The organism is Algoriphagus sp. (assembly GCF_029254265.1).
Classification (GTDB): domain Bacteria; phylum Bacteroidota; class Bacteroidia; order Cytophagales; family Cyclobacteriaceae; genus Algoriphagus.
Map to the genome: position 1 here is coordinate 16,577 of NZ_JAQWXX010000023.1, position 23,897 is coordinate 40,473.

Here is a 23,897-nt window from a genome sequence, read left to right on the forward strand (position 1 = left end):
ATGCAAACCTTAAACTCAAATTGGGAGGCAAGTCAAATCACTTTTCCCAGTTTCAGAAACTATTCTAAGCGAGGAAATATTTATCGTCAAGGCGAAATTTCTGAGGGCTTCTATTTGCTCAAGCATGGCAGTGTCAAACTTCAAAAATCGCTTCCAAACGGAACACAGTATATTCTGAAAATCGTCACACCTGGAGAAATATTCGGAGAGGGGAAATCAAATGAAACTTCGGCTAAAAGAAATAACACCTTTGCTCAAGCATTAGAAGACGGGACTTTAATTCAAAAAATCACGAGCAGAAACCTGTTAGAGCCTAATCTTGGTCCACAATTGTATGATAAAATCTTGTGTTCAAATTTAGAAATTACACAGCGCTTAGAGCGATTAAATTGGATGGATGCTGAAGGTAGGATCAAATTTACTTTGCATGATCTTGCTCAAAAGCTGGGAAAACGGTATGGAGATGAGACCCTATTAAAATTAAATCTCACACATGATGAGTTTGCCATGCTAACGGATTCCAGTCGACAGACAGTAACCAAAACACTTTCTGCTTTAAAAAAAGAAGGGGTAATCACTTACTCAAGAAACCGAATACTATTTAGAAATCTTGCAACCTTTAACTCATAAAAACATGAAATCGAGCATGACTCAAAAGTCATACACTGGAATTATTATAAAATGCGAGATCCCATATATCCTTTAAAAAACAATTGAAATCATATGAAAAATCTACTCAAACTCAGCCTTTCCTTTGTTATTATGCTTTTCTTATCAAGCTGTGACAGTGGCTCAATGAAAGACGCAGACAAGATGAAACCTGCCGACCAAGTCGAAGTGACAGGACCCGTGACCGTTTTAAAAACAGGAACTTTAACCGCTCAAAGTAGCACTAATACCAAAGGAATGGTTCAAGTAGTCACTAATGCAGAAGGGAAATACTTTGTACGACTTACAGAGGATTTCACCACCAAATTCAGCACAGGGACTGTAACAGTATATTTATCCACTTCCGATAGACTTCAGCTTTCCGCTTCAGGATCATTTCAATTAGTATCTATTGTAGGAAAAGCAGGAGAGCATTTCTTTCCGTTGTCCAGCGCCCCTGATGGCAAGTTCACCCATGGAATAATTTGGTGTGGGGCAGCGGCAATTCCTTTTGGTTTTGCTCCATTGAATTAAGCCTTAACATCAATTAAAAAATAAAGGAGCTATTGCAAATTTACAATGGCTCCTTTATTTTTTGGTCGGGGTGACAGGATTTGAACCTGCGACCACACGCCCCCCAGTCGTGTTTTAATACTTTATTGATAGTATAGAAATACTTTGTTTTCCTTCTTAAAGCCACAATTTAAGAATTAAAGATCACTTTTTGATACTTGTTTATTTTGTGATATTTTGTAGTTCTGTATGCAAATTGTAAGCAAATGATTTATCTTGCATACAAAGCACTAAGAATGGAAAAGATTTTTGTTTCAATAACTCTTGATAAAAGGCGAATTAAGAAAAACGGAAAATTCCCCGTTAAGCTTCAAGTGTTCCAGCCAGAACCCAGAAAGCAAAAGCTTTACAGCACTATTTTTGAATTTCAAGAAAAGGAATTTCAGAGCATTTGGGAAACCCGAAAGCCAAGAGAGGATCATAAGCAAGCAAGAAAAAAGCTTGAAGCATTGGAAACAAAAGCCTCTAAAATTGCGGAATCCTTAGAACCCTTCAGCTTTGAAGCCTTTGAAGAAAAGTTCTTCAATACTTCAAAGGGCGACTACAAAAACGCCTTCTATATTTTTGATGAAATTGAAAAACAGAAATTAGAAAATGGGGCTATTTCAACAGCTGAAAAATATAGGCTTGCCAAAACTTCCCTTCAAAATTATCTAAAGCATAAAAAGCAAGATTCAGAGAACTTAACCTTTGATAAAATCACAGTTCAATTTCTTGAATCTTACCAGAGTTATTCGGAGAATATGAAAAACCTTTCCGCTGCGACAATCGGGATTTATTTGCGAAATCTTAGGGCTGTTTATCGAATAGGAATTAAAAATGGAACTGCAAGCCTAGACCGTTACCCATTTTTTAAAGATGGCTACAAAATCCCAACCAGCAAGAAAGTAAATAAGGCTTTGACTGAATCCCAATTGAAGCAGCTTTGGGAGACAGAACCCCTTACACCCGTACAGGCAAGGGCAAAGGATTTTTGGTTTTTTTCCTATTTCACTTTTGGGATGAATACCCGTGATGTATGTGAACTGAAACACAGTTCTATTGACAGCGATTCTATCCAATACATACGCGCAAAGACCAAAAACACCAAAAAGGAACGTAGCATCAAACAAGTACCCTTGACCAATTCAATAAAACAAATAATTGAAAGGCGAAAAAAACCTGAATCCCCATACCTTTTTGGTATTCTGGACGAAAAAGAGAATCCAACCCAAAGGCATGAAAAAATTAGAAACTTCAATAAGGTTATAAACCAACATTTTAGAGCATTTGCCAAAGTCGCTGGAATAGATGCCAGCTTTGCCGATCAGATAGGCACTTACCATGCTAGACACAGTTTCACAACTGTTTCTATTCGAAAGGGGAAATCCATTGCTTTGATTTCTGAAATACTCCACGATGGCAATTTAAAGGTGACAGAAAATTATATCAACAGCTTTCCCAAAGAAGCATTTAAGGAATTAAGCAACGATTTAGAATTTTAATTGGATTCGGAAAATGATACCATACAAAATCAAAACTCTATTTGAATTTATTGAATACCTCAATTCCAATATTGACAACTTTAATCAATATGAATCTGTATTGAATGAAGCCCGTTTTTTGAAAAGGGAAAAAGGCAAGTTAAAGCCAGATCTGAATTTTTCTGACAAAATGAAGTCAGATGAACTTCAGGAAGGGATTATTGAAAAATTTGAAGTAATAAAGGAAAATATCATTATTCCGATAATAAATAAATCCATTGAACTTGATATTTGCGACTTCAACAACGAAAGGGAAAAACTAACTGGGAGTTGGCGAAATAAATATCACAGTGAAATCCATGATTTAAAGAAAAACTTCAATCGTGAAGATTTGTCTGATCTCTTTTCTTTCAAAAAGAAATACCTTGATTTTAGGATAAAAACAAAAGGTGAAACTTACTTGGGTTTGGATTTTTTCTTTGGGGATTTGGACGATGTAACAAAGGATTTATTTGATTTTTTCAAAGTAACTGATTTCAATGAATTTGAAAAATTCGAAGAAAAAGCCATTAAGGCAAGTAATATTCAGGAAGTTGGAAAGCTATTTCAGCAAGGAGCAAAGAAAATAACTTTACCGATTGACTTTCTAAATCCTTCAACTATTCAACAAGAAATCAAAAATGATGCGCTGGAACCTTATTCACTTGAAAAGGAAAAACTGAACGACTTAATTACCCATGTAAAAAGCATTGAAATAGTGAAGGGTATTAAAACCCAATACAAGAACATAAAAGGCAAGCGGTTAAAGTTGTTATTGATGGCTTTGCAGGATCTTAACCTATTACCCAAAGAAAGGATTGCCCAAAAATTTTATAACTGTTGCAAGGAAGAGTTTGGTTGGAATATAGCAAGTTACCCAGCGATGAATGATTATAAATTCAATGATACGATTGATAAAAATGAATTGGAAAGTATGAAAAAGTACATTGAAACATTAACAAGATAAAAGAAACCACTTGCACAAACTTGTATTTACTTGTATTCAAGTTTATACAACTGAATATCAATAAGTTATAACAATAAAGCGTGATAAATTTACAGCGGTAAGTATTTTAAAACTGTTGTAAAAATGTATCAAGAATTAACCTTCGACCAATTACCCAAAGCGGTAACGATGCTAACAAATGAAGTTAGCGAATTGAAACGCCTGTTGTTAGAAAAGCAGGCTGAACCCTCCACCCAGCCCAATGATAAGCCGCTATCCATAAGCGAGGCAGCGGAGTTTCTGAACTTATCAGTCCCAACCCTTTATAGCAAAGTTTCGCGCGGTCAACTGCCCGTAATGAAGCGAGGCAAGCGGTTGTATTTCTCATTGCCCGAATTAAAGGATTATCTGAAGGCTGGGCGTAAAAAGTCTAATGCTGAGATAGAGGCTGAAGCAGATCAGTATTTAATCAAATCAAAAAAAGGCTGAATCATGGAGACGAACCAAAGAAACAGCCTTAAAGTATTTTTGCAAGAGAGACAGGTACAAGGTAAGAAATTTACTATTGCATTAATAGTAAACAGCATAGAAAAAGGGACTGGAATTAGGCTTCCAGAATTAAAGAAAACCTATTCTGAGGACACCCTTTTTCAAATTTCACTACATCATGTTACCACCACAAAGAAAGCCCTTTGTACTGCTTTAAATATCCCCGTGGAGGCAGGTTGCAGGTATAAAAGAAGCTTAGAAAAGGAAGGGAAACTAGTTCAGTCAATTGATGAATTCATTTGCCCAATTACCAAGCATCCTGCACATCTAATTAGCACAAATCCGAATGAATTTGAAAGCCTATTAAAATCTAATTCCAACCAATTAAATCTATTTCGGAATGGGAGCTAAAAAATTAAATCCAGTATTTAAAAGCTTAAACCCTGAAGAAATTTTAAATCACAATAAAGAGCTTGAAAATCATTTGAAATCATTTGGGCTTTTCGATGTGAAAAATGGAAATGAATGGATTGAGCAGGCAAAAGGCAGACCTGTTCCAAAGATGCTTTTTAGTGAATTTTGGCATGAAAACGAACTTTGCATTCTGTTTGCAGATACCAATTTGGGAAAGTCAATTCTTGCCGTACAGATTGCAGACAGCATAAGTAAGGGCGAAGCGATCCAAGGTTTCAAGCTTGAAGGTGAAGCGCAAAAGGTTCTATACTTTGATTTTGAACTTTCGGACAAACAGTTTGAAAACAGGTATTCAGAGAATTTTGAAAACCATTACCAATGGAAGGGAAATTTTTTGAGGGTTGAGATTAACCCAAATGCAGAATTACCGGAACACCAACCGTTTGAAGATTACCTGAATGAATCTTTAGAAAAGACAATAATTCAAACAGGCGCTAAGATTTTAATCATTGACAATCTTACCTATTTGAAAAACGAGACCGAAAAGGCAAAAGACGCGCTGCCATTAATGAAGCACCTGAAGGCATTAAAAAGTAAATACGGACTTTCAATTTTAGCCCTTGCTCACACACCTAAACGCGACCTGACAAAACCGATAACCAGAAACGATTTATCAGGTAGTAAGATGCTGATAAATTTCATTGACAGTTCTTTTTCAATTGGTGAAAGTCACAGCGATAAGCATTTGAGATACATTAAGCAGATCAAAGAAAGGCATACTGAAAAGATATACGATTCAGAAAATGTAATTGTCTGCCAAGTTCATAAGCCTTTCAATTTCCTTCAGTTTGAATTTGTTGGCTATGGAACTGAACGAGAACACTTGAAGGAACTCACAGAAAAAGACAGGGAAAGCCGAATTTCAGAGGCATTGGAACTCAAAAAACAAAACGTCTCCAATGTTCAAATTGCCAAGCAGTTAGGTGTTTCTGAAGGAGCAATTCGAAAGTGGATTAAAAAAGGTATTGAAAATGGAAAATAAAAATGTAAGCCTCGTACCAATCGTACCAATCGTACACAGTACGAACAGTACGAGACGTACGAGAGAATTCAGATACCATTTCGACAAAAGCAGTAAAAAAATCCTTTGTCCTGACTGCCAGAAAAAAACCTTTGTCCGGTATGTGGATTCAGAAAAGAACTACCTGCCAGAGCAGTACGGGCGCTGCGACCGTGAAAGCAATTGCGGGTATTACCAAAAGCCTCCACTTGAAACCAAATGCCTGTTTGTTTCTTTTGAATCAATTTCTGAAAAGAGCAATAAGGCTTTCCAGATCCAACAAGATTCAAAGACTTACTACCTGCCAGAAAAAACGGTTTTCGAGATCCAACCTGCGGGCGCGTATGTGGCAGAATATTTCCTTCAGAATAATGCAAGCGCCCCAAATCACCTTGGAACGGATTGCAAATATTTCACACCCGAAGGAAAAGCAACAGCGGTTCTGCTCAAGCCAAAAGACCAGAAAAAACCAGAACAGGTATTTATTCCAATGGAGGTTTTTGAACAGACCTTGCAGCTGGAGCGGTACGAATTGAACGTGTTTCTTCAAAGCCTACTTTCCCGCGTGCCTTATCCTTTGGATCCTTCAGAAGTGGAAAGAATTGTTTCCCTATACTATTTGGGAACCATTGCCAGAGGTGAACGGATTGGCGCGGTAACGTTCCCGTTTATTGATTCAGTCGGTAATGTGCGAGCGGTTCAGGTGAAGCAATTTGATGAAATGAATCACACCGTTTCAACTGATTTTCTTCACTCGATTATTTCCCGCAATGCCTCCACCAAGCCAGATTGGTTGGAAGCTTACCAGAACCAAGAAACAAAGGTTTCCTGCCTGTTTGGTGAACACCTATTGCCAATATACCACAACAATCCTGTTGCCCTTGTAGAGGCACCAAAAACAGCTATTTACGGGGCGTTGTATTTCGGGCTGCCAGAATCCCAGACAGATTGGCTTTGGTTGGCAGTCTATAATTTGAGCAGCTTGAATTTAGAGCGATGCAGGGTTTTGAAAGGCAGATCCGTTTTTCTATTTCCTGACCTTTCTAAGGATGGCAAAGCCTTTCAGTCTTGGAGCGATAAGGCAGAGCAATTTGAACACCTGTTGCCAAATACGCGATTTATTGTTTCCGATTTATTGGAGCGTGCAGCAACAGAACAACAGCGATTGGCAGGGCTTGACCTTGCAGACTATTTAATCCAACAGGATTGGCGAAAATTTAGAAACCAGACTTCAGAAGAAAATGAAATCGAACGAATTGAACGACTTAAAAAGGAGATTAGAGAAACGGAAAGCGCAACTTTTGAGATTTGGAGAAAAATTGGATTGGTACGAAACCAAATTAGAAATCACCAAATTCCAGAAGCAGAGGAACGCGGAAATACAGAACTTCTTAGAGAATATCGGAAAGTTCACGGGTACCCTTAATTGAAAAAATAGACCAATACGCGCGCGAAAGAAACCAGATAATAAGATGAAAACACAAAATCCAATCCTTACCAACTCATTAAGAGATACCTTGAAAGAAGTAATGCAGACAGAGATTCAGAAGCTGCCAGAACTGTTGGAAAAGTTACCACCAAGCGAACGCCTGAACGTACTATGCAAATTGATGCCCTTTGTATTTCCAAAGGTGGAGGCAGTACACTCAAAAGAAGGTGAGCCTTTGACATGGGATTAATAGAAGTTTGTTAATTATTTAGGTTTCACAAGAAGAAATTAACCATGCCAAAACCTCATACATTCCCAACCCTATACGATGAAGCGTTTCAAATCAGTATTGCCAAACTCAAAGAATGGGGCTACCTCCACCCCTATCTTATTAAAAGTGGTACAATTACTTGGAGCAGGAACGGAAACAAAACAGGTAGTATTTCAATAAGAGTAAACACCTACAAAGAGGAGCATTACATTGAACTAGATTACAAATACAATGATACACCTCGAACTTATAAAGTAAGATTGGTTTCTATACCATCGAATTTAGGCAAAGGGGTTAATTGGTATTTTCTTTGCCCTGAAACACACAAACGTTGCCGTAAATTGTATTCAATAGGCGGTTACTTTCTACACCGTGAAGCGTTCAAGGGTTGTATGTATGAAACACAAACCCAAAGTAAGAGGCAAAGACAACTGGGTAAAACATTAGGGGTATATTTCAAGACAGATGACCTTTACAGCCAACTATTCCAAAAGCACTTTAAAAAAACTTATGCAGGAAAGCTTACTAAAAGGTATTTGAAGCTATCCAAAGAAATAAGGGAGGCTGAAAAGATCAATTTTCGAGATATTGAAAAACTTTGCTTTTAAAACATTCTAAGTTTGTACTTTTAATTAATCAAACTAATAAACCATGTCTTTTTTTGGAAAAATATTAGGCTACTTAAACCCAAAAAATCAACCAAACGGTATAATAGCATTACCTGAGGATTTCCCTCAATTCAATTACCAAATAGAGTTTTTAAAAAGGCTAAATAAAACACCTTCATCTAAATTATTTGGAGAAAACACCTATTGGGAAGGGAGATTTACTGAATTATTGGGAGATTTAACTGTAATTATCAAGAAATTTCATAAAGAAAACCTTCTTGAAATTTCTTTAAAAGAAGAAAGTCTGACCATTAAACAATTAAAGGAAATTCTAAGAGAGAACAACCTTCCTTTGGCAGGAAATAAAGAAATTTTGGCATTAAGAGTAAAAGACCAAGTACAAAATAAGTCCTACCTAAAAGGAATTGATTCGTTTTTTAAGGTAACTCGTCTAGGAGAAAATCAAATCAATTCCTACTTAGAAAAATTTGAAAGTGATTATGTCGATTTTTTAAAAAATCAAGCTGATATATTTACTTCTGGAAATTTCAGCAAGCTTGAAAAAAACCATTTTTTGCTAGATCAAGCTCATCCAGACCAAAGAAGCTTAGGCGCTAATTTTGATGAATTTACAACACGAACCAAAAGTATTTTAAATCAAATAGCATCTAGGTCGAATTTCTATTTTGATTGGAAAATGACAGATCAAGAAAGGCAGAAAATCAAAGCAGCGTTAGCAATTAGAGCAATTATTTTTTCAAACAATGAAAGATTCATTTCAAAGTATTTGGGAATCATTGACTTTTCTGAATTCAAAAAATTTTTAAATCAGTCAAACTTAGATTCAGATAGCTTATCCGAGTTTGAAATCATTGATTACTTTTTAAAATATGAATTCCAATTCCTTTGGAACAATTGTAAAATCAAAGAATTAAAAAAATTATTGGAAAAAGAACCTTCGATAAGGAGTATTGCAGGAATACAAATCATCAATGAGGGATGCAAATGCCAAGAAACATTTGGAGAAGAAAAGTTTAAAAGATTGGAAAATAATATAATTCCAAAATTACCTAGACACGCAACATGTACTTGTTTTTATAATGGGTTTTATGAGGAATAAATCATTTTATACGCAAATTGTATGCAAGTGAAAAAGGAGTTACAATTTTTTATATCATAACTCCTTAATAATCAAGTAGGGGTGACAGGATTTGAACCTGCGGCCACACGCCCCCCAGACGTGTACGCTACCGGGCTGCGCTACACCCCGATATTAATTTGAAAACCAAATTTATTAATTGGTAAATTATTCAAAAATGAAATGGTGAAAAATTTAAAAAAACGATTTCAAAAGTCCATGAAAATCTAATTGGCCAATTCAAACTCAAACTCAGTAAAGCTCTTAGAATCTGAATGAATCTTGATTTCACTTCCGTGAATTTCCAGAATATGCTTGACGATAGCCAATCCCAATCCTGAGCCTTGTACACCTTGTTGATTTTTATCGATCATGTAATACCGATCAAATAGGGATTGTAATTCCCCTTGGGGGATTCCATTTCCGGAGTTTCGGATTTTTATACAAACTCCCCCATTTGGCACTTCGCAAGCATCGATAAGAATCTCTCCTTGATTAGGTGTGTATTTTACTGCATTGTCCAGTAGATTCTGGATCACCCGATCGATCAAGGATAAATCTGCTTTGACTATTGGTAAATTCTGACAAATCTGAGATTTAATCTCTATGCCTTTGGTTTGTGCGAGAAGCTCATATTTCAAGGCAGAATCAAAAAGGAGCTCCTGTACCTTGAGTCGCTCCAACTTTACATGCATTTGACCAGATTCAAGTTTGGAAAGATCAAAAAGATCAGCAACTAATTTGGTCAATCGATCAGTAGAGTCACTGATAATTTTTAGATATTTTTCTTTTTCTTCCTTAGAAAGATTTTCTCCTTTGATTTGAAGTGTTTCTATATAGCCATTAATAATTGCAAGTGGATTTCTTAAGTCATGGGAGACATTTGCAATTAACTCTCTTCTTAGACTATCTACTTTCTTGAGTTCCTCTATATTATTCAAGATTGTATCTGCCATATGGTTAAAAGTATTCCCTAAGACGGCTAATTCTGATTTAGAATTAGATTCCGAAACTCTTGCTTTCAAATCTCCATCCTTAAATTTCTCTACGGTTCGTACAATCTCCCTCAAGTGTCTGGTAAGCCAACTGATCAAAACCAACCCGATCAAAAAGGCTACAACCAGAGTAATTAAAATGGAATTAAAGGTCAATTGCATCCAGAAACTCCCGAGCAGGCTACTAGCTATTGTTTCATATTTTTCACTTGCCAATGTAATATACACATAGCCCAAAAGCTGATTATCCTCAAAAACTGAAGTTGCGGAAAAGACAGATTCTTGTCCCGGATTTCTAGGGTCATCTCCAAGTATAAAATTATTTCCTCCCTCAGAAATAAACTTTTGAATCGGTTCAAGCTCAACCCGTTTCAATTTCACTTTTTGATCCAATACCACAAACGAAATGATCTCGCCATCAGGATCCAATAAGTAAACCTCTATCCCTGGGTTAACTGCCATCATCGAATGCATGATAATACCGAGTGCTTCTTCATTGACTTTTCCGTCTTGGAATGGATTTACCTCCTTAATTAGGTAGTCCGCTACTGATGCGTTGAGTCGTTGAGTCGTTTCCTGAAAATACCGCTGAGCAGTAGTAGCTGTAATGAATATATAGGAGAAACCAACAATTAATAGCACCACAAAGAAACTGAGGGAGATTCTCCAATAAAGACTTTTCATAAAATATCGTTAAAGTTCGTCGTTAAATCGGTAGCCTACTCCCCAAGTGGTAAGGATGTAAGTCGGTGAATTAGGGTCCTTCTCCACTTTAGAACGCAGCCGGTTGATATGTGCATTTACAGTATGCTCGTATCCACTAAAATCATAGCCCCAGATAAGTTCGAGTAATTCTCCCCTAGAATAACTTCGCCCGGGATTTCTTGCCAAGAGCATCAAAAGATCAAATTCCTTTGGAGTAAGCTCAACCCGTTTTTGATCTAGAATTACTTTTCGTTTTTTTTCATCAATTTCCAAAGAGCTAAAACGAAGCGATCCTACATCTTTTTCTACCAAAAGTGCGAATTGATCCTGTCTTCGGATAATGGCTTTGACACGGGCAATAAACTCTCTGATTTTAAATGGTTTGGTGATGTAATCGTCCGCTCCAGATTCCAACCCGATCACCTTGTCAATTTCCTCGGATTTAGCAGTGATCATCAATATAGGAGTGTAATTATCCAAAGCTCTTAAACGTTGACAGATTGCTATCCCATCCATCTCTGGAAGCATTATGTCAAGAATAATCAAATCAAACTGATTCTTTTGGGCTTCCTCAAAACCTTTCTTTCCATTATTTTGAACTTGAATTTCATAACCCAAATCCTTCAAATGAATTTGAATCAAATCTGAGATATTAGAATCATCCTCTACAACAAGTACTTTTTTCATGAGACAATTAAAAGTGATTCTGAAATTTAGTCTCTAGATCTCACGAAACTATCACAAACTAGATTTGAGCACGAAAAGTAATCACTTAAACAAAATTTAATTTTGAATGATTTTTTAATAATTCCGGAAAAATCTGGTCAAAAATTCAATTGAAATTACGGTCTGCTTAATAATCGAAACTAAAAAGGCACAATTACTTGAAATTCTGCATTATTGATACAAGTTGGCTGCTTGCTTAGAAATTCTATCTTTGCGCAATTATTATTTAAAAAAATCAAAGGAATAATATAATTGTATGGAACAGTTTCTGATTTACGGAGTCCCGATGCTGGGAATCCTTGGTTTGATTGCAATGGCAATCAAGTCTGCTTGGGTAACTAAGCAGCCCACCGGCGATGAGAAAATGAATGAATTGGCAGGGTACATCGCAGACGGTGCCATGGCATTTTTGAAAGCAGAGTGGAAAGTACTTTCTTACTTTGCAATCATCGCGGTAATTCTTTTGGCTTGGTCAGGAATGTCTGTAGAGACTTCAAGCCCTGTGATTGCAATCTCATTTCTAATCGGAGCATTTTTCTCTGCCTTGGCTGGTTATATGGGAATGAATATCGCTACCAAAGCGAACGTTCGAACTACCCAAGCTGCAAGAACAAGCTTAAAAGCTGCATTAAAAGTATCATTCACAGGAGGATCTGTAATGGGTCTTGGTGTGGCTGGATTAGCGGTATTGGGACTTGGCTCTTTGTTTATCATCTTTTACCAAGTGTATGTACAAAGTGTAGGTGCAGGTGTAAATGGTGTTGAAATGGAAAAAGCGCTTGAAGTTTTAGCTGGTTTCTCTCTTGGAGCTGAATCAATCGCACTTTTTGCAAGAGTAGGTGGCGGTATTTATACCAAAGCTGCTGATGTAGGAGCTGATCTAGTAGGAAAAGTAGAAGCTGGAATTCCTGAGGATGATGTAAGAAACCCTGCGACTATCGCAGATAACGTTGGTGACAACGTAGGTGATGTGGCTGGTATGGGAGCTGACTTGTTCGGATCCTATGTAGCTACAATTTTGGCCACCATGGTTTTGGGTAGAGAAATTGTTTCAGTGGATAATTTTGGGGGCATTGCTCCTATCCTACTTCCAATGGTTTTGGCAGGTTTAGGAATTGTATTCTCCATTATGGGAATGGCATTCGTGACGATCAAAGATGAAAAAGGTGATGTTCAAAAAGCCCTAAATATGGGTAACTGGTCTTCAATCGTATTCACTGGAATCGCATCGTTTTTTATCGTGCAATATATGATGCCAGAGACGCTATCCATCAGAGGATATGAATTCACCAATATGGACGTGTTCTATGCAATCATCTTAGGATTAGTCGTAGGTACTTTGATGTCTATCATCACAGAATATTACACTGCAATGGGCAAGCGCCCAGTAATGTCAATTATTAAGCAGTCTGCTACAGGTCACGCAACCAATATTATCGGTGGTCTTTCAGTCGGAATGGAATCTACCGTACTTCCAACATTGGTTTTGGCAGGCGGTATTTATGGAGCATATGAGTTTGCCGGTCTATACGGTGTAGCAATTGCTGCAGCAGGTATGATGGCTACTACTGCGATGCAATTGGCAATTGATGCTTTCGGCCCAATTGCAGATAATGCTGGCGGAATCGCTGAGATGAGCCAGCTACCTGAAGAAGTAAGAGGAAGAACTGATATTTTGGATGCGGTAGGTAATACTACAGCTGCTACCGGAAAAGGATTTGCAATTGCTTCTGCAGCATTAACTTCATTAGCATTATTTGCAGCATTCGTAGGAATTGCAGGAATCGATGCAATTGATATTTACAAAGCAGATGTCCTTGCAGGTCTATTCGTGGGAGGTATGATTCCATTTATTTTCTCTTCGCTTGCAATTGCTGCCGTAGGACGTGCTGCGATGGACATGGTGAATGAGGTAAGACGTCAATTCAGAGAGATTCCAGGAATCATGGAATACAAAGCAAAGCCTGAATATGAGAAGTGTGTTGAAATCTCTACAAAAGCTTCCATCCGAGAGATGATTGCTCCAGGTGCAATTGCATTGATTACTCCTATTATTGTAGGATTTGCATTCGGCCCTGAAGTTTTGGGAGGTTTGCTGGCAGGTGTTACCGTTTCAGGAGTATTGATGGGTATGTTCCAATCCAATGCCGGTGGTGCATGGGATAATGCCAAGAAATCTTTTGAAAAAGGTGTAGAAATCGATGGCCAGATCTATTACAAAAAATCAGAGCCTCATAAAGCCTCTGTTACAGGTGATACTGTAGGAGATCCTTTCAAAGATACTTCAGGACCATCCATGAATATTTTGATCAAATTGATGTCAATTGTAGCTCTTGTGATAGCTCCTCATATTTCTGAAGGACCCCACGGTGAGCCAATGGCTGAGAAAGTAGAGATCAAAAAAGAAATCCGATATGAGGATGGAAAGAAAATCACCACTGAAACAAAAACAGTAACTAAGTAAAAAACTGTTTTTCCCATAATAGGAGCTGCAACGAAAGTCGCAGCTCTTTTTTTTTTGCCAATTCTCTTAAATTTGCAAATTGTTGCATTTTTAAAAACAAAATACCGCAAAATTCAGCATTAACGAATAATATTTTTTATTAACATAAAATTTAGATTTTTGATGAAAAAAAATACAATTTATTTAAAGAATTGAACCTTTCTTACTAATTTAAGCAACAGGTATAAGAATAATTTGCTGATTGTCCGGTTTTGGGATGTTTTTTTTAGCTTCTACTGATGAGATTGATTTTGTTTATTTAAAAGTATCTAAAGGGTTCTTGATCAATGATCTAAAGGTAATTCTCGAAAAATAATGCAGAATCCATACTAGATTTAGGAAAAGCTGAAAAAACAAGCAATGATTTAACTACCTGAAAAAAACTAAAACCAATTCAATAATCTAAACTAAAATCACATGAAGAAAAGCTACGCTTTATCATTGCTTTTCCTTTTAGGTTTTCTGGTCAGCGTTCCAACTTACGCTCAACAGAATATAAAAGGGAAAGTCACGGCCGAGGAGGATGGGAATCCTCTTCCGGGAGTGAGTATCGTTATCCAAGGCACCACAACTGGAGCAGTGACGGATTTGGACGGGAACTATTCCATTTCTGTTCCCGGCCCACAGTCCGTTTTAGTATATTCCTTTATAGGATTTTCAACTAAAAGTGTGACTGTTGGGAATTCATCTACTATCGATGTGGTATTGGCTACAGAAGCATCCGAATTGGATGAATTTATAGTCACCGCTTTTGGTATTTCTCAAGAGAAAAAATCATTGGGATATGCAGCCCAAAGTATTGATTCTGAAGCAATCACTACCTCTAAACAACAAAATGTGGTAAATGCACTTCAGGGTCAAGTGGCCGGTGTACAAGTCACAAATTCAGGGGGCGCTCCTGGTCAATCTGCTAGAATTATTTTCCGTGGGATAAACTCTCTGGATCCATCTGCTGATAATCAACCTCTCTTTGTAGTGGATGGTGTACCGGTGGATAATTCTACCATCGAATCAAATGGAACGCCAAGAGGAATGACAAATAGAATAGCAGATATCAACCCAAATGATATCGAAACCATGTCTGTCCTAAAAGGCGCTGCAGCAACAGCTCTTTACGGGGTTCGTGCTGCGAATGGTGCAGTGATTATCACCACTAAAAAAGGTAAATCAGGAGTAGTTCAAATAAACTTCAATAGTTCTCTTGGTTTTGACAACTTGGTAAAGCTCCCAAAGCTTCAAGATCAATATGGTCAAGGGTTTAGCGGTGAAAGAGATGATTCCAGTTTCTGGCCATCTTGGGGAGCTAGTATTGCAGAAGAAAATGACCCAAACTATGTGTACCAAGATAATTGGAATAGGGCATTTGATACCGGCGTACAGTTTGACAATAGTTTAAGTGTATCTGGAGGAAATGAAAAAGCAACTTTCTACGGATCATTTGGTCGATTAGAACAAGATGGTATAATCCCTTTTTCATCATGGAATAGAACTACAGCTAAGCTTTCCGGAACGGTGACTGCCAGCGAGAAATTTAATTTTTCAGGATCCATTAATTTCACCAATTCAGGAGGTAATCGTGTCCCACATGATCGATTCTTGGAGCGAATGATGTATTGGTCTGAGACCACAGATGTACGAGATTACATCAATGAGGATGGCACCATGAAAACCTATGGGAATACAAATCCTATCTATGATGCAAGATTTGCTACCTATGAAGATGACGTAAATCGTGTGATTGGAAATATTAATTTCAATTATAGCCCTACTGATTGGTTGATGCTCTCTTATAGATTAGGTACTGATTTTTACAGTGACAGCAGAGAAGAAATTACCCCTGGTCCGATGGGGATTGATGGTGAAGTTGCTTTAAGTTCTACTGGATTTATAGAGGAAACCAGAATCAACAGCCGCGACCTGACCTCAAACTTCTACATCACGCTAAAAAAACAGTGGAACGAAAACTGGAACACTCAGCTAAGATTAGGAAATGATGTCTTCGAGAGAAGGTTTGATCGAATCACTGCAACAGGATCTAACTTTGTGATTCCTGGCTTTTATAACTTGAGTAATACGACTCAGATTTTTGCCAGTCAGGGTAAATCAATCCGACGATTGGTTGGTTTTTATGGTGATTTGATGGTCGATTACAAAAACTTCCTTTTCCTGAACGTAACTGGTAGAAATGACATCTCTTCCACTCTTCCTACCAACAATAACTCATTCTTCTACCCTTCGGTGAATTTGGGTTATGTGTTTAGTGAAAATTTTGAATTGCCTAGTTGGATTACTTTCGGAAAACTTAGAGCCTCTTGGGCGCAGGTAGGTAAGGATACCAATCCGCATATCTTGGGAGCCACGTTTGTTTCCCCTGCAGTTTTTCCACTGAATGGCCAAGTAGGATTCTCTAAAAACTCAGTATTTGGTGATCCAAACTTGAAACCTGAATTGACGACTTCGATTGAATTTGGTACTCAGTTCGCTTTCTTTAACAACAGAGCAAATCTGGATGTAACTTATTACAAGTCAAACTCAAAAGATCAAATCATTCCAGTTCCGATTTCTGATGCAACAGGTTTCTCCTCTTACATCACTAATGCAGGTGAAATCGAAAACAGAGGTTGGGAAATCGTCGTTGGAGGCACTCCTATAGAGAGTGGGGATTTCCGATGGGATGTAAGTGCAAACATTACAACAAACAGGAATGAAGTAAAAGGAATTCGTGAGGGTATCGATCAGATTGTGGTAGGTTCTCAATTTGGATATGCCGGCTCCACAGTTACTATGATTCTAAAAGAAGGTCAAGCATATGGAAATATTTATGGTAGTTCTTATGTAAGACCAGGGGCCCCAGAAGGTACTGAGACTCTAGACAGAGATCTGCCTCAGTTAATTGGTGCCAATGGATTTCCTGTGAGAACTGGCAGTCAATTGATTCTTGGAAATGCAGTCCCTAAATTATTTGGAGGTATCCGAAACCAATTCAGCTATAAAGGAATTGAATTTTCATTCCTGATTGACTTCCGCTCCGGACTACAGCAGTATGATCAGTTTGGCAACTTCCTTTCTGCTTTTGGTAAGCAGGAAGACTCCAATAGAAGAAATGATACGGTTGTATTCCCTGGGGTTTTGGCTGATGGCTTACAAAATGCAAAGCCAGTATGGCTTGGCCAAGGCGTAGGCCCTGACGGGGTGAATTACGGAGCGGGCTATTGGAGAAACTCTTACAGAGGTATATCTGAAAACTTTGTAAATGATGCAAGCTTTATCAAACTGAGAAATATAACCCTTGCCTACAATTTAAGCCCAACTGTATTGGAGCGAACTCCATTCAGAACAGCAAGATTCTCCGTGGCAGCGAATAATATCATCCTTTCTACTCCATGGGATGGGTTTGATCCTGAGTCGTTCTCAGCAGGTGCAGGCGGAAACGCTGTAGGATTTACCGGACTTGGATTCCCAGGTGTGCAGAGCTTCTTCTTCACCTTGAATTTAGGACTATAAACCTCTAAAAATCAGAAACATGAAATTACATAATAAGATAAGAGCAATAATGGGTGCCTCCTTGATCCTTTCAGCTTCAGCTTGTGAAAGCTTTCTGGATGTCAACGAAAACCCAAACAATCCGGAAGATGCACCTATCTCTGGCTTGATGACTAACATCACGTACGAGACCTCTCTTAACGTCTTCAGATCAGGAAGTGCGGTAAGTAACTATGTGCAATACCTTGCCTCTCCAAATCCAGACAGTGGTTCGGACACCATGGAACCATTAGATTTTAGCGGGACTTGGTTCAGCTTGTACAATGTCATGACAGACTTAAATGAAATGAATAAAAAAGCTGAAGAAGCTGGTTCACTTCATTACCTAGGTGCAGGCCAGGTGTTAATGGCTTTGAATTTAGGAATGACAGTGGATTTATTTGGTGACGTCCCTTTTTCAGAAAGTTTCAACTTTACAACTGTAACGCCTAAATATGATGATGATCAAACCCTTTATGGAAATATCATCAGTTTACTCGATCAAGGAATAGCAAACCTTCAAGGCACTACTTCGATTTCGATTGGAAATGACGACTTTATCTATGGTGGAGATGTGGCCACTTGGATCAAATTTGCAAATACCTTAAAAGCAAGATATCTGATTCATTCCAGAGGTGGCTCGGGCTTCAGTGCTGCAGAAGTTTTAGCAGCCACAACAGCAGGTTTTTCCTCCAATGCCGACAATGCTGAAGTGATTTTCTTTGAACAACGCTTTAACCCTTGGGCTCAAGTGGCAATCAACAACTCTAACTTGTTGCTTGGCGGATGGATTTCCGAGCAATTTATAGAAGCACTTGACGGTACATCTTATCCCGCAGTGGATCCAAGATTGGCTCTAATGGTGGGAACTACCGACGATGGAGAGTTTGTCGGGACTGTAAATGGAGCAGGTCGTGGAAACGCACCTGAACAAGGTGCAAGATCTACTTTGATCCCTGGACAGTATTATACCTCAACATTATCCCCTGTCTTAATAGCAACATATGCTGAGTTAAAGTTTATTGAAGCTGAGGCCGCATTCGATACAGATAAGGCTAGAGCTTTCGATGCATATATGGAAGGAATCGAGGCGCATATGGATATGTTAGGTGTAGCTGCCGCTGATAAAGCCACTTACCTTTCTGATCCAAGCGTCAACGTAGGTGCGGCAGATTTGACTTTAGATTTGATTTTCAAGGAGAAATGGGTAGCCATGTTCCTTCATCCGGAAAGCTGGAATGATGCCAGAAGATTTGATTATAATTATAAAAACTTTAGTCCGCCAGCTAACCTAAATCCTAATTTGGGAGGGAATCTAATCAGGCGTCTCGCCTATCCGGATAGTGAAATCAGTAGAAATGGACAGAATGTTCCTTCGGTGACACTGCTAGATCGAATCTGGTGGGATCAGTAAAATTTCTTTCATCCTTAAAGTCTCCTGCCCTAAAGCAGGAGACTTTTTTTATATTAATCGAATGAAAAACATTCTTCTCGGGCTTGCCATACTACTGAGTTCCTGTACAGTCCAAAAAATCAATAAATCATTTACCAAAACCGATGTATTTGAACAAGGTCATTTGGGTTTTATGCTTTTGGATCCGGATAAAGGAAAAGTTTTGGTAGATATCAATTCAGATAAATATTTTATTCCCGCCTCTAACACAAAACTTTTTACTTTCTATACCGCCTATACCGTTCTGGGAGATGAGTTAGTGAATGGCTTGAATTACCTCGAAAGAGGTGATTCATTGATTTTTTGGGGAACAGGAGATCCTAGCTTTTTACACCCTGATTTAAGAAATGAAGTCGCTTTGGACTTCCTCAAAAACTCCGGAAAACAGCTTTTCCTCTTGGATAATTTTGAGCAGGTAGCCGCATTTGGTCCTGGTTGGTCTTGGGATTGGTACAATTATTATTTTGCAACTGAGCGATCCGCATTTCCAATCTATGGCAATGTCGTCCGATTTGATAAAAAAGAAGAAAATTCAATTTTTGAGATAATTCCATCTCGCTTCAAGAACCGATTAAAAGCAGAAAAACCAGAAAACTGGAAAGGATACAATTTCCGGAGAGATCGATTTGACAACCTTTTTACCTATCAGATTCCCGATAAATGGGAAGGGACATTTGAGACAGACATCCCTTTTGTGACCTCAGCTGAGCTTGCCTCCCTCATGCTTTCTGAAGAGCTCGAGAAAAAGGTGACTCTTATCCACAATCAAAATTACTTCAATTCAGACCCTAAAAAACTCCAAACTGCCCCTGCCGATAGCATCTATGCGCAGATGATGAAAATCAGCGATAATTTTCTAGCGGAGCAATTACTGCTTCTGGTATCCGATCAATTAAATAACAAATTGAGTACTTCTGATGCCATTTCATACGCCAAAGAAAATCTATTGGCAGACCTTCCTGACGAGCCAGTTTGGTATGATGGCTCAGGACTTTCAGCGCGCAACATGTTCACTCCAAGAAGTATAATCGGTCTTTTGGGAAAAATCAGAACAGAAGTTCCGCTCGAAAAGATAAAGGCCTATTTCCCTGCTGGAGGTGAATCAGGAACAATCCGGAATTGGTACAAAGCTGATGAAGGCCAACCTGCCTATATCTATGCCAAAACAGGTACGCTCTCGATGAGCAATGCGCTCAGCGGATATCTAATCACCAAAAGCGGAAAAGTCCTCCACTTCTCCTGTATGATGAATAACTATGCAAAACCTTCGAGTGAATTGAAAAAGGAATTAGAAAAGATCCTTTATCTGATCCATGATCGCTTTTAACATGAATCCAATCGCACAAAATCCTGAATATGATTCGCTGAAGTCTCAAATTTCAGAATTACTTCTGATAGGAAGAACTCAGGCCAGCCAAGCCATAAATAATATCCTAGTCCAAACCTATTGGCAGATTGGGAGACATATCGTCGAATTTGAGCAAAAGGGGAAAGAAAAAGCAGATTATGGAACTGCTATTCTAGACAGCCTTTCAAAGGACTTAAGCTTAGAATATGGAAAAGGATTTTCAAGATCAAATTTATTTCAAATACGATCCTTCTTTTTGAAATTTCAAAAAGTCCAGACACTGTCTGGACAATTGTCTTGGAGTCATTACTGTGAAATAATTAAATCCGATAATGATTTGGAAATCAGCTTTTATACAAAAGAATGTGAAAAAGAAAAATGGTCGGTCCGTGAGTTGAAACGTCAGATGAAGAGTATGCTTTTTCATCGTTTGGCACTAAGTAAGGACAAAGAATCCGTTTTAAAATTAGCTGAAAAAGGAAGTGAAATCCATAAACCTCAGGACATCCTCAAAGACCCTTATGTATTTGAATTTCTCGGTCTAAAAAATCCTAATACTTATTCAGAAAATGAATTAGAAACAAGCCTTATTGAAAATCTCCAAAACTTCTTACTAGAGCTTGGGAAAGGTTTTGCATTCATTGGAAGACAATATCGTATTTCGCTGGGCAACAGACATTTTTTCGTGGATTTGGTATTTTATCATCGCATTCTAAAATGCTTTGTCCTTATTGACTTGAAACGCGGGGAGATTGATCATCAGGACATAGGTCAGATGAATTTATACCTCAATTATTTTCGAAAAGAAGAATCCACAGAAGGTGATAATCCGCCAATTGGGATAATACTTGGTGCATATAAAGATCAAATTCTTGTAGAATATGCTACTGAAAACATTAGTAATCAACTCTTTGTAAGTAAATATCAATTCTATCTTCCCGATAAAGCTGAACTTGCTCACGAACTCGAAAAACTTTTAACCTCCAACTAAAACCTATGCAACGAACTCTTTCACTTCTATTCATTTTACTGCTTCCGATCGTACTTTACGCACAGTCCTTTACGATGGAGCAAGTAGCAAAATTCAGCTTTCCTTCTGAGTTGACTTCTTCCCTAACGGGCGAAAAAATCGCTTGGGCAATGAATGAACAAGGAAAACGGAACATCTATTTGGCAGAAGCACCTGACTTTGAGCCTAAAAAACTAACTCCATTTATCAAGGATGATGGGCAAGAAATCAGCAGTTTACAATTTAGCCCAGATGGAAACTGGTTAGTTTTTGTCAGAGGCGGCGATCATGGCGGCGGAAATGCATCCTCGACTGTAAACGCAGAAAATCTGCTTGAACTCCCAAAAGTAGAAATCTGGAAAATGAATTTATCGACCAAGCTTTTACTTCCGGTAATGGAAGCTGATTCCCCTCAATTTGGGTTTCCTGCTCGATTGATCTTTTTGAAAGGTGGACAAATCTGGGAAACGGATTTAAATAGCACTGAAAAGCCTAAGCAATTATTTGAAGTAAAAGGCTCAGTAAACGGAATGCAATTTTCTCCCGATGGAAAACAATTAGCCTTCACAGTAAACCGGGGAAGCCATTCAATTATGGGGATTTATCAAGACTCCAATACTCCTATCCGATGGATTGAACCTTCATTTCACCGAGATACGAACCCTCAGTGGTCTCCGGATGGAAAATCCATCGCATTTATCCGCACATTGGGTGGCAAAGGCGCCGCATTTCCACTTTTAGAACCTCGACACAACCCTTGGGAGATCTGGGTTGCAGATGCAGCATCTGGAAAGGGCAAAAAGCTTTGGAAAGCACCGGAGACACTTCGAGGATCCTATCCTTATCCCTTTTTCGCTTTTGCCAATAATGACATAATCGTGTATCAATCCTATGAGGATGGTTGGCAGCACTTGTATTCACTTTCTGTTTCAGATCAAAAATCAACTCTGCTCACCCCAGGGAATTACATGGTTGAACAAATCAAGTTGAGTCCAGATGGACAAAAGTTGATTTTTTCTGCAAATACCGGTGAATCACCTGAGGATTTGGATCGAAGACATATCGGTTCTGTTGATCTTTCCAGTAACAAATTAACTTGGGAAACCTCCGGAACAGGAATAGAGGCTTACCCGGTTTGGATTGGAAATTCTGGTAAAATGGCCTTTTTCAGTGCCACCCCCCTGCGTTCTCATTTAATCGCCATTAAGGATGAGGCTTCTATCAAACTCTTGCAGGAGAATATAATCCCTGCTGATTTTCCCCAGAATAGTTTGGTAACCCCAAAGCAAGTAAGCTTCAAAGCGCTCGATGGGACCACAGTCTATGGGCAGTTATTTGAAAAAGAAGGAGGTGCTTCGAAAAAACCAGGCGTGATCTTCGCTCATGGAGGTCCTCAGCGTCAGATGCTTTTAGGATGGAGCTACATGGATTATTATTCAAATACCTACGCCATCAATCAGTACTTGGCAGAGTTAGGTTTTGTAGTACTTTCAGTTAATTACCGATTAGGGATAGGTTATGGATATGAGTTTCACAGACCTGCAAACGGCTATTACCAAGGTGCGGTGGAGTATCAAGATATCAAGGCAGGAGGAGAATTTCTTGCCAACTTAACTCAGGTTGATGGGGATAAAATCGGGATTTATGGTGGCAGCTACGGGGGATTTTTAACTGCACTTGCCTTGGCCAGAGATTCGGATTTATTCAAAGTCGGAGTGGATATTCATGGAGTGCATGATTTGGATGGACGATACGACTTGCCCGAAACTTACGAAGTGGCACCAGACTATGAAAAAGCGAAGAAAGTCGCTTGGGACTCCTCACCCATTTCGGATTTAGCTACTTGGACATCGCCGGTTTTGTTCATCCACTCAGATGATGATCGTAATGTCAATGTAAGCCAAACAGCAGATTTGATCCGGAGATTTGAGGAACTCAAAAAACCATACGAATCCATACTAATTCCTGGAGATACCCATCATTGGATGAAGTGGGAAAATATGGTTCGTGTAGATCAGGCTACAGCAGATTTTCTCAAAAAACATCTGATGAATTGATGCTGAAGCTACAAGACCTCCATCATATTGCGATTATCTGTTCGGACTACGAACGGTCAAAAAAATTCTATACCGATATTCTAGGCTTGGAAATAATTCAGGAAGTTTTTCGGGAAAAGCGTGATTCTTATAAGCTTGATTTGGCATTGAACGGGAAATATATGATTGAACTATTTTCTTTCCCTAATCCACCCCAACGAGTCTCAAGACCTGAAGCTGCTGGTTTGAGGCATTTGGCATTTTCAGTAGAGAACCTAGAATCTGTCATTCATTCCCTTCAAAATCAAGGAATATGGTCGGAGCCTATTCGAGTGGACGAGTTTACCGGAAAGCGGTTTACTTTCATCGCAGATCCTGATGATCTCCCGATTGAGTTTTATGAAATATGTATATCCGCAATCTTGCCAGTATGATTAAATCGAAGCAATGATGAGTCTGTCAAAGAGTTTTTGACCGAAGTATCTTCTGTTGAGCTTGTAACAAAACTCGTCCAGGTAATTC

General features: G+C 38.5%; 20 protein-coding genes and 1 tRNA gene. 18 read left to right on the forward strand and 3 right to left on the reverse strand.

Annotation, left to right across the window (positions count from 1 at the left end; all coding sequences use genetic code 11):
* The 11 genes from P8O16_RS02305 to P8O16_RS02355 all read left to right on the forward strand — a co-directional run bounded on the left by P8O16_RS02305 (window position 1) and on the right by P8O16_RS02355 (window position 9,060).
* Window positions 1–630, forward strand: coding sequence for a Crp/Fnr family transcriptional regulator (locus P8O16_RS02305; protein ID WP_300310449.1), 630 nt, complete (start codon window positions 1–3; stop codon window positions 628–630).
* A 93-nt stretch (window positions 631–723) separates the two neighbouring features.
* Entirely contained in the window at window positions 724–1,182 is a 459-nt protein-coding gene (locus P8O16_RS02310; RefSeq protein WP_300310451.1) for a hypothetical protein, read from the forward strand.
* Between the two features lie 245 nt (window positions 1,183–1,427).
* Complete coding sequence (locus P8O16_RS02315; RefSeq protein ID WP_300310453.1) at window positions 1,428–2,705, forward strand: site-specific integrase; 1,278 nt, start codon at window positions 1,428–1,430, stop codon at window positions 2,703–2,705.
* A gap of 13 nt (window positions 2,706–2,718) precedes the next feature.
* Window positions 2,719–3,690: a hypothetical protein gene (locus P8O16_RS02320; protein WP_300310455.1), complete on the forward strand. Its 972-nt coding sequence runs from the start codon at window positions 2,719–2,721 to the stop codon at window positions 3,688–3,690.
* Window positions 3,691–3,813: 123 nt separating this feature from the next.
* The gene (locus P8O16_RS02325) at window positions 3,814–4,158 is read left to right on the forward strand and encodes a helix-turn-helix domain-containing protein (protein WP_300310457.1); all 345 of its coding nucleotides are present in this window, start codon (window positions 3,814–3,816) and stop codon (window positions 4,156–4,158) included.
* 3 nt (window positions 4,159–4,161) lie between these two features.
* Entirely contained in the window at window positions 4,162–4,569 is a 408-nt protein-coding gene (locus P8O16_RS02330) for a hypothetical protein (RefSeq protein ID WP_300310459.1), read from the forward strand.
* Window positions 4,559–5,614 (forward strand): AAA family ATPase, encoded by a 1,056-nt coding sequence (locus tag P8O16_RS02335; protein ID WP_300310461.1) that lies wholly within the window; start codon window positions 4,559–4,561, stop codon window positions 5,612–5,614. Before P8O16_RS02330 ends, P8O16_RS02335 begins: the two co-directional genes overlap by 11 nt.
* Window positions 5,604–7,058, forward strand: coding sequence for a DUF6371 domain-containing protein (locus P8O16_RS02340; RefSeq protein WP_300310463.1), 1,455 nt, complete (start codon window positions 5,604–5,606; stop codon window positions 7,056–7,058). Before P8O16_RS02335 ends, P8O16_RS02340 begins: the two co-directional genes overlap by 11 nt.
* A gap of 46 nt (window positions 7,059–7,104) precedes the next feature.
* Complete coding sequence (locus P8O16_RS02345; protein ID WP_300310465.1) at window positions 7,105–7,311, forward strand: hypothetical protein; 207 nt, start codon at window positions 7,105–7,107, stop codon at window positions 7,309–7,311.
* Window positions 7,312–7,355: 44 nt separating this feature from the next.
* Complete coding sequence (locus P8O16_RS02350; RefSeq protein WP_300310466.1) at window positions 7,356–7,940, forward strand: hypothetical protein; 585 nt, start codon at window positions 7,356–7,358, stop codon at window positions 7,938–7,940.
* Between the two features lie 43 nt (window positions 7,941–7,983).
* On the forward strand, window positions 7,984–9,060 hold the full coding sequence (locus P8O16_RS02355) for an SAP domain-containing protein (RefSeq protein ID WP_300310467.1): 1,077 nt from the start codon (window positions 7,984–7,986) through the stop codon (window positions 9,058–9,060).
* Between the two features lie 76 nt (window positions 9,061–9,136).
* On the opposite strand, the gene P8O16_RS02360 is transcribed toward P8O16_RS02355, so the two are convergent.
* From P8O16_RS02360 to P8O16_RS02370, 3 genes are all read right to left on the reverse strand, one after another.
* Window positions 9,137–9,210 (reverse strand) — tRNA-Pro (locus P8O16_RS02360).
* Between the two features lie 95 nt (window positions 9,211–9,305).
* Entirely contained in the window at window positions 9,306–10,757 is a 1,452-nt protein-coding gene (locus P8O16_RS02365) for a HAMP domain-containing sensor histidine kinase (RefSeq protein WP_300310468.1), read from the reverse strand.
* A gap of 9 nt (window positions 10,758–10,766) precedes the next feature.
* The gene (locus P8O16_RS02370; RefSeq protein WP_300310470.1) at window positions 10,767–11,465 is read right to left on the reverse strand and encodes a response regulator transcription factor; all 699 of its coding nucleotides are present in this window, start codon (window positions 11,463–11,465) and stop codon (window positions 10,767–10,769) included.
* A gap of 295 nt (window positions 11,466–11,760) precedes the next feature.
* On the opposite strand from P8O16_RS02370, the gene P8O16_RS02375 reads away from it, so the two are divergent.
* The 7 genes from P8O16_RS02375 (at window position 11,761) to P8O16_RS02405 (ending at window position 23,809) form a co-directional block, all read left to right on the forward strand.
* Window positions 11,761–13,968, forward strand: coding sequence for a sodium-translocating pyrophosphatase (locus tag P8O16_RS02375; protein ID WP_300310472.1), 2,208 nt, complete (start codon window positions 11,761–11,763; stop codon window positions 13,966–13,968).
* 456 nt (window positions 13,969–14,424) lie between these two features.
* A complete protein-coding gene (locus P8O16_RS02380) occupies window positions 14,425–17,511 on the forward strand; it encodes a SusC/RagA family TonB-linked outer membrane protein (protein WP_300310474.1) in 3,087 nt (1,028 codons plus the stop codon).
* A gap of 19 nt (window positions 17,512–17,530) precedes the next feature.
* Window positions 17,531–18,943 (forward strand): SusD/RagB family nutrient-binding outer membrane lipoprotein, encoded by a 1,413-nt coding sequence (locus tag P8O16_RS02385; RefSeq protein WP_300310476.1) that lies wholly within the window; start codon window positions 17,531–17,533, stop codon window positions 18,941–18,943.
* A gap of 61 nt (window positions 18,944–19,004) precedes the next feature.
* Window positions 19,005–20,309 (forward strand): D-alanyl-D-alanine carboxypeptidase, encoded by a 1,305-nt coding sequence (locus P8O16_RS02390; RefSeq protein WP_300310479.1) that lies wholly within the window; start codon window positions 19,005–19,007, stop codon window positions 20,307–20,309.
* A gap of 1 nt (window position 20,310) precedes the next feature.
* Window positions 20,311–21,321: a PDDEXK nuclease domain-containing protein gene (locus tag P8O16_RS02395; protein ID WP_300310481.1), complete on the forward strand. Its 1,011-nt coding sequence runs from the start codon at window positions 20,311–20,313 to the stop codon at window positions 21,319–21,321.
* Window positions 21,322–21,326: 5 nt separating this feature from the next.
* Window positions 21,327–23,396, forward strand: a complete 2,070-nt coding sequence (locus P8O16_RS02400) for a prolyl oligopeptidase family serine peptidase (RefSeq protein ID WP_300310483.1) — start codon at window positions 21,327–21,329, stop codon at window positions 23,394–23,396.
* Window positions 23,396–23,809, forward strand: a complete 414-nt coding sequence (locus tag P8O16_RS02405; RefSeq protein ID WP_300310485.1) for a VOC family protein — start codon at window positions 23,396–23,398, stop codon at window positions 23,807–23,809. The genes P8O16_RS02400 and P8O16_RS02405 overlap by 1 nt, the downstream gene beginning before the upstream one ends.
* The last annotated feature ends 88 nt before the right edge of the window (window positions 23,810–23,897 follow it).